Raw genomic sequence first — 14,379 nt, 5'->3', positions numbered from 1 at the left:
GAGATCGTTGGATAAATATTATTCGTATACAGATTTTCTAAAAGCCGTTGGTCAGTCAAAGAAAGTTGATGAGGCAGAGAAATTATTAAACGAGATTTATTTAGATTTATTTTTAAATCATATCCAGCGTATGCATCGTGAAGAGCAGCTCATGGTTCTGATAGATAGAGCACTCGATGAAAAAGATGAAAATGCATTTCATCTATACGCAGCCGAACTAATAACCTTACACCAAGATGCAAGTGAATAATATGACGAGCCCGCTCTCCGCTTATTGGAGAGCGGGATTTTTTTGCTATTTTTGCGCCATTGATCAGGTTTACCGGTAATAACCCGAGATTCCCTCTAAGGTAATGCATTTACATTTTCCCATGTCGATTAGCTAACATTTGGAAAGGGTAATCTATTGATAAATAGGTTGTCATTAGTACATACGTTCTATCGCAATGACCTTAAAGAGAGCAAACGGAAATTTTTTTTACAAACATTCGTTCGTTAAATGTTCGAAATTTAAATTATGCTATGCTAAAATATATGTATCAAATTGGTAGGAAGGGACGGGGACATGTGTGCAAACATTTGATTTACAAGCGCCATATACGCCTGGTGGAGATCAACCACAGGCAATTGCGGAATTAGTGGAGGGTGTACGTGCAGGTAAACGTCATCAAACGTTGCTCGGTGCAACAGGAACAGGAAAAACGTTTACGATTTCTAATGTCATTCAACAAGTAAAAAAACCGACGCTTATTATGGCACATAATAAAACATTAGCAGGTCAATTATATAGTGAGTTTAAAGAATTCTTCCCTAATAATGCAGTTGAATACTTTGTCAGCTACTATGATTACTTTCAGCCAGAGGCATATGTACCGCAGACGGATACTTACATCGAGAAAGATTCAAGCATTAATGATGAAATTGATAAGTTGCGTCACTCTGCAACATCTGCATTATTCGAGCGTGATGATGTCATTATTATAGCATCCGTGTCCTGTATATATGGTCTAGGTTCTCCAGAAGAATATCGTGAAATGGTCGTATCGGTGCGGACTGGAATGGAAATTGAACGTAATCAGTTGCTTCGAAAACTGGTCGATGTACAGTACGAGCGTAATGATGTGAGTTTTACACGTGGGACGTTTCGGGTACGTGGCGATGTAGTGGAAATATTCCCTGCATCCCGTGATGAGCATTGTATTCGCGTGGAGTTTTTTGGGGACGAGATCGATCGAATTCGTGAGGTAGATGCGTTAACAGGTGAAATATTAGCGGACCGTGATCATGTAGCTATTTTCCCAGCATCCCACTTCGTTACACGAGAAGAAAAAATGCTAAAGGCCATTGAAAATATTGAAAAAGAATTGGAGGAGCGTTTAACTCTTTTACGTGCAGAGGATAAATTGTTAGAGGCACAGCGTTTAGAGCAACGTACTCGCTACGATTTAGAAATGATGCGTGAAATGGGCTTTTGCTCAGGTATCGAAAACTACTCGCGCCATTTAACATTGCGTGAAGCGGGGGCAACTCCATATACGCTACTTGACTATTTTCCTGAGGATTTTTTACTTGTTGTCGATGAAAGTCACGTTACGTTACCACAGGTTAGAGGGATGTATAACGGTGACCAAGCACGTAAAGGTGTGCTAGTTGAGCATGGATTCCGTTTGCCATCAGCACTAGATAACCGCCCTTTACGTTTTGAAGAATATGAGAAACATATACATCAAGCTATTTATGTATCAGCAACACCTGGCCCGTATGAGCTTGAGCATTCTCCTGAAATGGTGCAGCAAATTATTCGTCCAACAGGGCTACTTGACCCACAAATTGACGTCCGTCCTATTGAAGGGCAAATAGATGATTTAATCGATGAGATTCAAGGTCGTATTGCTCGTAATGAACGAGTGCTTGTTACAACATTGACGAAAAAAATGTCAGAGGATTTAACGGCTTATTTGAAGGAAATGGGTTTAAAGGTGGAGTACTTGCATTCCGAGATTAAGACGCTAGAGCGCATTGAGATTATTCGCGAGCTGCGCAAAGGTACTTATGATGTTTTAATCGGCATTAACTTATTGCGAGAAGGGCTAGATATTCCTGAGGTTTCGCTTGTGGCAATTTTAGATGCTGACAAGGAAGGATTTTTACGTTCAGAGCGCTCACTCATTCAAACAATTGGACGTGCTGCACGTAATGCCAATGGTCATGTCATTATGTACGCAGATAATATGACAGATTCGATGAAAAAGGCGATTGAGGAAACGAAGCGTCGTCGAACACTGCAAATGGCCTATAACGAAGAGCACGGCATTACACCGAAAACGATTGTTAAGAAAATTCCTGATGTTATTCGTGCGACACAGGTGGCAGAGGAAGAAGAGTCTTATGTAACGAAGGCAACAAAAGGTAAGAAGCTGACGAAGGCGGAAAGAGAGCAATTACTTGCAACGCTGGAAGTAGAAATGAAGGAAGCGGCAAAAGCACTCGATTTCGAACGTGCTGCTGAGCTGCGCGATACAATATTTGAATTGAAGGTAGAAGGGTGAATGGCTTGTGAAAAATACTGAAATTGTCGTGCAAGGTGCACGCGCTCATAATTTAAAAAATATCAATGTCACAATTCCACGCGATCAATTAGTCGTGCTAACAGGGTTATCGGGCTCAGGGAAATCATCATTAGCGTTCGATACGATTTATGCCGAGGGCCAACGTCGTTATGTTGAATCCCTTTCAGCTTATGCTCGTCAATTCCTTGGTCAAATGGATAAACCAGATGTCGATGCGATAGAGGGATTATCTCCTGCTATTTCAATCGATCAAAAAACGACGAGCCGTAACCCACGTTCTACAGTTGGGACAGTAACAGAAATCTATGATTATTTACGTTTGCTATTTGCGCGCATCGGTAAACCTATTTGTCCAAATCATGGTATTGAAATTACGTCCCAAACGATTGAGCAAATGGTCGATCGTTTAGTAACTTATCCGGAAAGAACGAAAATGCAGTTGCTTGCTCCGATGGTATCAGGGCGTAAGGGAACGCACGTAAAGCTACTGGAAGATTTAAAAAAGCAAGGCTTTGTTCGGGTACGTATCGACGGTGAGCTACGTGATTTAGATGATGCTATTGAACTTGATAAAAACAAAAAGCACTCAATAGAAGTAGTCATCGATCGTGTTGTGATGAAGGAAGGTGTCGCGGCACGTCTTAGTGATTCTTTAGAGACAGCATTACGTTTGGCAGATGGGCGTGTACTTGTCGATGTGATGGAACATGAGGAATTATTATTTAGTGAGCATCATGCTTGTCCTTTATGTGGATTTTCAATCGGGGAGCTAGAGCCTCGCATGTTTTCATTTAATAGTCCGTTTGGAGCTTGTCCAAGCTGTGATGGTTTAGGCTCAACACAAGAGGTAGATCTTGATTTAGTAGTGCCTGATTGGGACCGTAGTTTATTAGAGCATGCTATAGCACCGTGGGAACCAACAAGCTCTCAATACTATCCACAATTATTAAAGGCTGTGTGCGATCATTATGATATTCCAATGGACGTTCCAGTAAAGGATCTTCCGAAAGAAAAGATGGATAAAATTTTATATGGTTCTGGTAAAGATAAAATCCACTTCCATTATGAAAATGAGTTTGGCAATGTGCGAGATCAAATGATTGAATTCGAAGGTGTTGTCCGAAATGTGGAGCGCCGTTTTAAAGAGACAACATCTGACTACGTGCGTGAACAAATGGAAAAATATATGGCGCAGCAAGCATGTCCATCTTGTAAAGGTTATCGCTTAAAGCCTGAAACATTAGCTGTAAAATTAGCAGATAAGCATATTGGTGAAGTTACACAGTATTCGATTCAGGAAGCTGATACATTTTTCAAAGAGCTAGATTTATCAGAAAAGGATATGAAAATTGCTCGACTTGTTTTACGTGAAATTGAAGAACGACTGGGCTTCCTAGTCAATGTAGGGTTAGATTATTTAACGTTAAGTCGAGCAGCAGGGACACTTTCAGGTGGAGAAGCTCAGCGAATTCGCCTTGCGACACAAATCGGCTCGCGTTTAACGGGCGTTCTCTATATTTTAGATGAGCCATCAATCGGCTTGCATCAACGTGATAATGACCGTCTTATCAGTACATTGCAAAATATGCGTGATATAGGCAATACGCTTATTGTTGTTGAACACGATGAAGACACAATGCTGGCGGCTGATTATCTCATTGATGTTGGTCCTGGTGCAGGTGTGCATGGTGGTCAAATTGTAGCGGCCGGGACACCCCAGGAAGTAATGGAACATGAAAAGTCATTAACAGGGCAATACTTAAGTGGCAAGAAGTTTATTCCATTGCCAATTGAGCGACGCAACCCGAATGGGCGCAAATTATCGATTAAAGGTGCCAAGGAAAATAATCTTAGAAATGTAAAAGTTGATGTACCACTTGGCTTATTCGTTGCTGTAACAGGTGTTTCGGGGTCAGGAAAATCAACGCTTATTAATGAAATTTTATATAAGTCATTAGCTCAAAAGCTTAATCGTTCAAAAGTGAAACCTGGCGAACATAAAGAAGTAACAGGAATTGATGAGCTCGAAAAGGTAATTGATATTGACCAATCACCAATCGGTCGTACACCTCGCTCTAATCCAGCTACGTATACAGGCGTTTTTGATGATATTCGAGATGTTTTTGCAACAACAAATGAAGCAAAGGTACGTGGCTATAAAAAAGGTCGCTTTAGCTTCAACGTTAAGGGAGGCCGCTGTGAGGCTTGTCGTGGTGATGGTATTATAAAAATTGAAATGCATTTCCTACCAGATGTTTACGTGCCATGTGAAGTCTGTCATGGGAAGCGTTATAACCGTGAAACGCTTGAAGTGAAATATAAAGATAAGAGCATTGCAGATATTTTAGATATGACGATTGAAAATGCAGTAGTATTCTTCGAAAATATTCCGAAAATCCAGCGTAAGCTACAAACGATCGTGGATGTAGGATTAGGCTATATGAAATTAGGACAGCCTGCTACAACGCTATCCGGTGGTGAGGCACAGCGTGTGAAATTAGCCTCTGAATTACACCGTCGTTCAACAGGTAAATCATTCTATATTTTAGATGAGCCGACAACGGGCCTACATGCGCATGATATTGCACGTTTACTGGTTGTTTTACAGCGTCTTGTAGAAAATGGCGATTCTGTGCTAGTAATCGAACATAATTTAGATGTCATCAAAACAGCAGACTACATTATCGATTTAGGGCCAGAAGGTGGCGATAAAGGTGGTACTATTGTTGCGACAGGCACACCAGAAGAGGTCGCTGAAGTAAGTGGCTCTTATACTGGGAAATATTTAAAACCGATATTAACAAGAGATCGTCTACGTATGGAAGCTGTTTTAACAAAGGCTTCTCAATAAAGTCCCAAAAAGTTCGCAAATTTCCTAAGGAGATTTGCGAATTTTTTTACGATAAGGGGCATACTGCGAAGGCGGATGTCGATAAAAATTAAAAGTTGGGTGATAAAACGTAAAAGTTAGTCGATAAACTTCAAAAGTGTGCTGCTGTCGCTACGTTGCACTCACGCTTTCGCGCAAAAAACATCTGTTGGCCCGAGACCCTGCAGCGCAGCGGATGTTTTCTGTGCGAAAGCGTAGCGACAGCAACAACAAAAGCGGCTCATCGGACGCCCCCAGGAAGCTCTGCTCTGTGCGAAAGCGAAGCGGCAGCTACAAATGTTTTGACTGTGCGAAAGCGAAGCGGCAGCTACAAATGTTTTCTGTAGCGAAAGCGAAGCGGCAGCTACAAATGGTTTTAACTGTGCGAAAGCGAAGCGACAGCAACAAAGCGCCCAGCCGGAACGGAAATCAACCCCACGCTATTGGTAATGAGCCTAAAAAAGGTATATCTCCAATATTTTCATTTTTATGGTGAAACTTTTCACAAATTGAATCGTATAAATAATATAACGAACTGAGGGAGGCTATTTTTATTATGCAAAATGAACGTCAACGAATTTTAGAACTTGTAGAAAAAGGAACAATTTCAGCGCAAGAGGCGATTACATTATTAGAAGCATTAGAGCAACCTAGCAAGTCCACTCAAAATGTTATGAATGATGTAGTAAATGAGGACCAGTATTCCACAACTGAAAAAGAGTCAGTATTTAAAGATGAGAGTCAAAACGAACAACAATCGCAAAAAGACGAAGATTTCTCCGAATATTTCCAAGAAGAAATGCGAGATTTCCGTAAAGATTTATCACAAATTGGTTCACTCTTTATGGATATGATGAATACGGCAGTAAAAAAGGTGAAAGAATTTGATGTTACCTCTCCATTTGGTGATAAATTCGAGTTTACACATACGGAAGAAGTTTCAGCTGAACGTGTAGATAAAATAATTGCTGAATTACCGAATGGCAATTTTGCATTAGAAACTGCTGAAGGAGATAGCTTCCAAGTCATTTGCAAGGTAAAGGCACCTTTTGTTAATGATAGTGAAGAAGAAACGCGCGCTAACTTCCTAGAGCAATTCGTTGTCAAGGAAGATGGAGATTCACTACGAATTTTAAGTCAACTTAAGCTTGTTCAAGTAAATGTTAAAGTACTTGTTCCAAAGGATAAATTAGAAAAATTATCAGTACGTTTAATGAACGGTAACGTTACTTTACAAGATACGGATTTCGAGCAATTAAAAGTAAAAACATTAAACGGTGCGATTAAAGGCTCTAAGTTTAACTTTGGAAAGGCAGAAGTAGATTCGTCAAATGGTTCGATTGAATTAACAAATGTTCGTGGTAAAGATTTAGAGGCTGAAACATTGAATGGCCGTGTCTATTTAGATGGTGCATTGGATGAAGTTGCAGCAAAATCGGTTAATGGACATGTTGTTGTCACTACTTGTTCTACTAATTCAGCGAAAATCAAAGCACAAACAGTCGCAGGAGCTGTTGAATTGTATGTGCCACGTACACTATCGTTAAGCGGTAAAATTGTTACGAATTTTGGTAAAGTAGATGTTGGTATTCAAGACGTTTCCAAAATTGAATCACAGGATCAATTTTTATCAAAAGTAGTACGTTTTGATAAAGAAATAGAGAATGCTAATCGTTTATTTATTGAAGGTGAGTCTAAAACAGGTGCAGTTTTAGTACGCTATACAACGACTGACGAGCAGCATATTTAACTAATAAAAAGCATTCAGGCTAAGCATAACAGCATAGCTGAATGCTTTTTTGCTGTTTGAAAACATAAGAAAAGCAGAAATCGATTTTCCACTATTGGGCTCGATTTCTGCTTTCTTGTCTGTCGAGTTTATGTTAATTTTGTGGCAATGAAATAACGAAATAACAGGAACTACCACGGAATGAAATGAAACTGTAATAATAAAGGGAGAAATAGAGTGCTATAATAGAGAACGAAATACCTCTTACATGGTAAGAGATTTAGGTGGTTTAAATATGATAGAAATGAAGAATGTGACAAAGAAGTACTCAAATGGCGTTGTTGCGACAAATGGGATTTCTGTTAACATAAAGCAGGGTGAATTTGTCTATGTTGTAGGTCCAAGTGGTGCAGGTAAATCTACATTTATTAAATTAATGTACCGCGAGGAAAAAGCTACTTCTGGAGAAATCACTGTTAATGGCATAAATTTAGCAGAATTGAAAAATAAAAAGGTACCTTTTTTACGTCGTCAAATTGGTGTCGTTTTCCAAGACTTCAAACTGCTACCTCGTTTGAATGTATATGAAAATGTAGCGTTTGCACTAGAGGTAATTGAGGAAGACCCAATAGAAATTCGCCGCCGGGTAATGGAAGTTTTAGAGCTCGTGGGGCTAAAGCAAAAGGCAAGAATGTTCCCTAATGAGCTTTCAGGTGGCGAACAGCAGCGCGTTTCGATTGCACGATCTATTGTGAATGTGCCAAAGGTCGTTATTGCAGATGAGCCTACGGGAAATCTTGACCCTGAGACATCTTGGGACATTATGAATTTATTCGAAGAAATTAATGCAAGAGGTACAACTATTGTGATGGCAACCCATAACCGTGAAATCGTAAATACGATTCGTCGTCGAGTAATTGCAATTGAAGGCGGCATGATTGTCCGTGATGAGCACGGAGGTGAATACGGCTATGAAATTTAATACAGTAAAACGCCACTTCCGAGAAAGTGTAAAGTCTCTTGGTCGTAATAGCTGGATGACTATTGCCTCCGTTAGTGCAGTTACAGTGACATTAATATTAGTAGGCGTATTCGCGCTTATTATGATGAACTTAAATAAAGTAGCATCTGATTTAGAGAACGATGTTGAAATTAAAGTGTTAATTGATGAAACAGCAGATAAAACAGCTGAAAAAGCACTCATGGAAAAAATAAAGAAATTGCCTGATGTCGCAGAGATGACTTATTCGACAAAGGAAAATGAATTAACGAAATTAGTAAAAGATTTTGGGGACGATTTTAAACTATTTGAGCAAAGTAATCCATTACGTAATGTTATTTATGTGAAGGCTTCAAATCCTCAACAAACAGCTACTGTTGCTAAAAAAATTGATAAATTTGAGCATACATATGACGTTATGTATGGTGAAGGCAAAGTAGAAAAACTATTTAATTTCTTAAATATTAGCCGCAATGTAGGGATAGTACTTATTTGTGGATTATTATTTACAGCAATTTTCTTAATTTCTAATACGATTCGAATTACTATTATTGCACGTCGTGATGAAATAGAAATTATGAAACTTGTTGGAGCAACGAATTCGTTCGTGCGTATCCCATTTTTATTAGAAGGAATGTGGCTCGGAATTTTAGGTTCTATTATTCCGATTGCGGTCATCGCAACCCTTTACCACAATGTATATAAAATTATTGCGCCTCGATTAAAAGGCGAACTTGTTCAAGTACTTGATTTCTCACCTCTTGTGTACCAAGTAAGCGGTCTACTATTACTCATCGGTGTACTAATTGGTATTTGGGGAAGTTTCATGTCCGTACGTAAGTTTTTAAAAATCTAGCTTTCGTTAGGCTTCGCACTAGTTGTGTTAGCCGGAAGACAATCAACCAAAATTAATAGTCGAAAAGGAGTTCAACCGGTGAAAAGTATGACGAAAAACTCATTGAAAACACTTACTGCAGCATCTGCACTATTTCTTTTTATCCAAACTCCATCAGCGTATGCAACTAGTTTATCGGATTTAAAAGATGAAAAAAAACAAATTGAATCAAAAAAAGATGGCTTAAATTCATCCATCAATAATAAAACAAATGCTATTTCTGAAAATGATAACAAGCAACAAAAATTATTAGATCAAATTAAAAAATTAAATGCTGAAATTGATAAAACTAACGGTACTATCAAAAATGTATGGGCAGAAATTCAAGCTACAAATAAAGAGATAAAAACTTTAGAAGATTCTATTGCAGAGCTTCTGCACAAAATTAAAGAGCGTGATTTATTGTTAGAGGATCGTGCTCGTGCCATTCAGGCAGGTGGTTCCGTTAGCTATTTAGATGTACTACTTAGTTCTAATAGTTTCATAGATTTTATCGACCGTTTCTCTGCTGTCAATGCATTACTTGAAGCGGATCGACAAATTATCCAGGATCAAAAAGAGGATAAGCAAAAATTAGAGGAACAAAAACAGACTTTAGAAGGAAAACGCCAAAAGCTCGAAGATAAAAAAGCTGAGCTCGATCGTTTAAAAGCATCATTGGATGGACAGAAAGCTGAGAAAAACAAAGTAATTGATCAATTAGAAAAAGAACAAGAAAAGCTGAAGTCAGAAAAGGTACTGCTTGAGAAAGAGTATTCTGAGGCTCTTGAGATTAGTGCGGAATTACAACAAAAAATCATTGATGAGCAAAATCGATTAGCGGAAATTGCTCGTCAACAAGAAGCGAAACGTAAGGCAGAAGCCGCTGCCGCAGCCAAAGCAGCTAATTCAAACAATAGTGGTGGTGGGTCAGGATCTGGATCTTCAATAGTCAATGCGCCACAATCGAATGGTACTTGGATTAAACCAACAAATGGTCGTTTAACATCGACTTATGGCTGGCGTGAATTTGGCGGTTCAGAGTTCCATTATGGGATCGATCTTGCAAATAGTATAGGTACGCCAGTATGGGCAGCTGCTGACGGTGTTGTTTCCTATGCTGCACCACTTAGCACGTATGGTAATTGTGTCATCATAACACATTCTATCAACGGTCAAATTTACACGACAGTATATGCACACTTAAATTCCTTTAACGTTAGTGTTGGCACAGAAGTATCCCAAGGTCAACAAATTGCTGCTATGGGTAACACAGGCCGTGTAACAGGGCCTCACTTGCACTTCGAAGTGCACATCGGTCCATGGAGAGGACAAGCAGTCGGAAGTGACAATCCATTAAAATATATTCCAATTTAACGGCTTTCAGCGAATGTCTTCCCCGCTATAGGTGGAAAGATGACTGGTCAACTAAAGCCTCCAGAAATATAGAAAGCTATACATTAGGAATCTTCTAATGTATAGCTTTTTTATATTTTCATTAAGTTACCGAAACATCACAGCGAATGTTCAAAATAACTTGCTAGTTAAGATTAAGCGGTGTCAATAAACTGAGGAGGATTTTTACATTGTGTGTTTAGAATAATAAAGATGAATAGAAACATCTAAATGGAGAATAGAACTAGCAAAGTGGTGGATAGAATTATGAAACTGTGGATAGAGTCGGCAAAAAGGTGGATAGAACCATAGACAATGCGGATAGAACCGTCAAAAAAATGGATAGAACTATCGAAACTGGGGATAGGATAGGCAAAGTGGTGGATAGAACGTAAATAACGTTTTTTGAAAATCGATATAATAAGCTCACTCAATTTTTGACGTAAAAAATATATTCATCTGTAGAACCTGAACTTTTTTAGCAGATGTATTATTTGGAAGCCTCTTTTCTAGTATGCCATCATTTTATGTAATATTATTTATAGTGTGAATACCTAGTTGGGTATTTCACTAGAACTGTTCATAAAAAGTCTATTCAGGAAGATTTTTTGAACACGGTGTGAAATGACAGTTCATATAAAGATTATATGCTATGCTGTAGCTATCTGGAGGATTTATTAGATGAATAACACAGAATGGTTCTCTATTCGGGCATTAACATTACCAGCAACAGCTGTTGCTCTACTTGTGGCTTTTTTCATTGTATGGCTAGTTTTGCGGGTACAATTTTCTAAGAAATGGGCGGGGGTATATGGTGACGCGGTCTTTACCTTTATTGTCGTTTGGAAATTTAGCATAATTGTCACTGATTTTAAAGTTGTTATCGCTCAACCATTCTCGCTTCTTTATTTTAATGGTGGAACAATTGGTGTCTTATTAGGGGTAATGGCAGCATCGTTACAGCTTTGGTGGAAGCGACAACAATTTCAGTTTGACGCAACTGGAGTCGCTGCCTGTAGTTGGGCAATCATTTTAACGCAATCGATTTATCAATGGCTTGTAGTGTTACTAAATGATAATCAAACCACTAGCGAAGTGATAACTTTATTTGTGCTAAGTACACTCACAGTCCACATATTATGGAAAATAACAGCTATCAACCGTGCTTTATTTTTATATACAAGTGGTTTTATGATTGTTGCTCTCTTTCAGCCTTATGGTTTATGGCAACCAGCAGTAGGTGTGAGCGTCATATTACTTATATTAGGTTTAGTGATTCAGCGTTTTGCTGGCACGTCTAAATGATATGGTTCAACAATAAAGTACTTAATTAATGGGAGGTAAGGAATGAAAAAAAATATTGGGCTACTTATCGTCGTATTATTAGTAGCTGTGATGATTGGTACATATGTTAAACAGCAGATTGATAAGGATCGTGAAATTGAAACAACTTCTCTTGGAAAAGAAATGGATGAACGAAAGATTGGTTTAAGCAATGGAGATACGCCACCGGATTTTACGTTAACAAGTTTAGATGGCAAAAATGTAACTTTGAGTGAGCTGCGTGGAAAAAAAGTTGTGTTAAACTTTTGGGCAACATGGTGCCCACCGTGTAAAGCAGAAATGCCACATATGCAAAATTATTATGAACAATATGCTAAAAAAGATAATGTAGAAATTATAGCTGTCAATTTAACAAGTGAAGAACGAGATGTTACAGCTGACGCAAAAATAGATTCTGTGATGACATTTAGAGATAGCTTTGATTTAACATTTCCTATTTTACTTGATCAAGACCCGAAAAACTCAATCGGCATTGCCTATCAAATATTGACGATTCCTACAACCTATTTTATTGATTCAAATGGATATATTCAACGTGCTATAAAAGGGCCGATGAATGTAGAAATGTTAAAAAAATATGTAGATGCATTAGACTAATCAAATCAAAGAATCTGCTCCTTTTCTTAAAAGAAACGAAGCAGATTTTTTATTTGTTTAAAAAGAGCCTACGATTCGTGATGGATACCCGCGCTAGGGAAGTAAATACCCGCTATTGACGATAGAATATCTGCGCTAGAAATCAAATACTCACGCTATGCAATAGAATACTCTTGACACAAAAATCATAGTATTCAACAAATTATTTTGAAGTTTAATCTTGTATGTTTGAAAAATAAACTTCATACAGTAGAAGAGACGGAGGAGGGAAGGTTTGCGCAAAATAATGGCTGGTGTCGGCGTACTTGCTAGTAGTCTATTGCTAGGTAGTGGAGTTTATTTTGACTGGTTTAATTTAGGGGATAAAAAGGAGCCGGTCGTTACAGAGGTTGATTCGATTAATGAAGCGTTGAATTTAATTGAGGAAAAATCTGTATACAGTACGAAAAAAGATGTTTTGGTGGAGGGGGCACTTCGTGGTATGGCCGATGCTATAAAGGACCCTTATAGCACCTATTACTCGAAAGAAGAGGCGGAACAGCACCGACAAATGTTAGCCGAGGAAAGAGTAGGCATAGGGATTGAGCTATCTGAAAATAACGGAAAATTTATTGTTGTATCTCCAGTCCGTTCGTCCCCGGCAGATAAGGCAGGAATGCGCTCTCTCGATGAAATTGTACAAGTTGATGGCGTTCGGGTAGATGGCAAAAAGATGAGTGAATTAATGCATTTAATTCAAGGGGAGAAGGGGACGAAAGTAACTATTGTCGTCTATCGTCCAAGTGAAGATAAACATATTAAAATGACGATGGAACGAGCTGCAATTTCTAATAAAACAGTAACGAGCGAAGTAGTGAACGTAGAAAATACTCCGCTTGGTTATGTGGAAATTTCACTTTTCGGTGAGAAAACAGCAAATGAGTGGGTTGCCGAAACGAGTAAATTGCTTCGAAAAGATATAAAAGGGTTAGTGATTGATGTGCGGGATAATCCAGGTGGTTATTTACATAGCGTCGCAGCCCTACTGAGCACAGTATTGGAGAAAGGCAAAGTGTTTGCCTATATGCAAAATGCTGAAGGTGCTATGGAACCGTTAAAAACGGAATCAAAAAGCTTTGATGAAAAGTATTTGCAGACAATGTACAAGATACCAATTGTAGTTTTACAGAATGCGGGCAGTGCATCTGCTAGTGAAGTACTTAGTGGCGCTTTAAAAAGCTGGGGACGTGCCTCCCTTGTTGGTGTCAAGAGTTTTGGAAAGGGAACAGTTCAGGAGTCTTGGTCGCTGAAAAATGGTGGCGAGCTTAAATTGTCCACAAATAAATGGCTGACGCCAAAGCGCGAATGGATTCATGGGCAAGGTATTGAGGCTAATTTAGTGGTTGAACCAAATGAATTATTCGCTTTTCAAATGCATCCATTATCAGGAAAATTTAAAGAGGGCGATATGAGTGAAGAAATTGCTTATACGCAAAATGCTTTGAAAAAACTAGGCTTTAAAATTGCTCGTTTAGACGGTTACTTGGATGAATCGACGGAGGAGGCGGTTAAACTTTATCGGGAGGATAAGAAATTGAAAAAGGCAGAAGATAATTATAATATGGACACTACCTTCTTTAACAGCTTAAACGAAACGTTGAAAAAATATAAAGAGGACCGTCAAAATGATTTACAGTTCCAAATGGCGACAAGTTTTTTACTGCACAATATTAAAGGAGAATAATAATATAAGAATGTAGATCGGTGAAAAGGATTTTTTTGCTTTTGAAGATAGTTGCGGAAGCGTGTAGCCCGTAGTAGCTTTAATATTTAATGATATTATATAGGAGCATATCAAAAGAGCATGTTTTGAAAAAAGTGATCAAAGCATGCTCTCATTTAAACTTTTTATAAGTTTCTATCCCTTTAATTGAACTAAACTGAATTTTAGATAACAATAAAACATCGGGTTTACCTAGATTGTTAGTCTAATATTAAATTGTTTTTTTAATCCTATTAAAT

10 protein-coding genes are annotated in these 14,379 nt (G+C 38.4%); all 10 read left to right on the top strand.

Annotated elements, in window-relative coordinates:
* Positions 1-7: 7 nt before the first annotated feature.
* A complete protein-coding gene (locus tag PVA17_RS14515) occupies positions 8-250 on the top strand; it encodes an IDEAL domain-containing protein (protein ID WP_274068068.1) in 243 nt (80 codons plus the stop codon).
* A 319-nt stretch (positions 251-569) separates the two neighbouring features.
* Positions 570-2,549: an excinuclease ABC subunit UvrB gene (uvrB, locus tag PVA17_RS14510; RefSeq protein ID WP_132360589.1), complete on the top strand. Its 1,980-nt coding sequence runs from the start codon at positions 570-572 to the stop codon at positions 2,547-2,549.
* A gap of 7 nt (positions 2,550-2,556) precedes the next feature.
* Positions 2,557-5,421 carry an excinuclease ABC subunit UvrA gene (gene uvrA, locus PVA17_RS14505; RefSeq protein WP_274068067.1) on the top strand — a complete coding sequence of 955 codons (2,865 nt, stop codon included), beginning with the start codon at positions 2,557-2,559 and terminating at the stop codon, positions 5,419-5,421.
* A gap of 574 nt (positions 5,422-5,995) precedes the next feature.
* Positions 5,996-7,189 (top strand): DUF4097 family beta strand repeat-containing protein, encoded by a 1,194-nt coding sequence (locus tag PVA17_RS14500; RefSeq protein ID WP_274068066.1) that lies wholly within the window; start codon positions 5,996-5,998, stop codon positions 7,187-7,189.
* Between the two features lie 274 nt (positions 7,190-7,463).
* Positions 7,464-8,150: a cell division ATP-binding protein FtsE gene (gene ftsE, locus PVA17_RS14495; RefSeq protein ID WP_132360596.1), complete on the top strand. Its 687-nt coding sequence runs from the start codon at positions 7,464-7,466 to the stop codon at positions 8,148-8,150.
* Positions 8,140-9,024, top strand: coding sequence for a permease-like cell division protein FtsX (gene ftsX / locus PVA17_RS14490; protein ID WP_132360598.1), 885 nt, complete (start codon positions 8,140-8,142; stop codon positions 9,022-9,024). The genes ftsE and ftsX overlap by 11 nt, the downstream gene beginning before the upstream one ends.
* Before the next feature lie 78 nt (positions 9,025-9,102).
* Positions 9,103-10,419: a murein hydrolase activator EnvC family protein gene (locus PVA17_RS14485; protein ID WP_274068065.1), complete on the top strand. Its 1,317-nt coding sequence runs from the start codon at positions 9,103-9,105 to the stop codon at positions 10,417-10,419.
* A gap of 699 nt (positions 10,420-11,118) precedes the next feature.
* On the top strand, positions 11,119-11,742 hold the full coding sequence (locus PVA17_RS14480) for a hypothetical protein (RefSeq protein WP_274068064.1): 624 nt from the start codon (positions 11,119-11,121) through the stop codon (positions 11,740-11,742).
* Positions 11,743-11,784: 42 nt separating this feature from the next.
* Positions 11,785-12,378, top strand: coding sequence for a redoxin domain-containing protein (locus PVA17_RS14475; RefSeq protein WP_248717931.1), 594 nt, complete (start codon positions 11,785-11,787; stop codon positions 12,376-12,378).
* A 274-nt stretch (positions 12,379-12,652) separates the two neighbouring features.
* Positions 12,653-14,101 (top strand): S41 family peptidase, encoded by a 1,449-nt coding sequence (locus tag PVA17_RS14470; RefSeq protein WP_248717932.1) that lies wholly within the window; start codon positions 12,653-12,655, stop codon positions 14,099-14,101.
* The last annotated feature ends 278 nt before the right edge of the window (positions 14,102-14,379 follow it).

Source organism: Lysinibacillus sp. CNPSo 3705, from assembly GCF_028674935.1.
Taxonomy (GTDB): domain Bacteria; phylum Bacillota; class Bacilli; order Bacillales_A; family Planococcaceae; genus Lysinibacillus.
The sequence above is the reverse complement of the archived record's forward strand: the minus strand, read 5'-3'. Positions and strand labels throughout refer to the sequence as shown.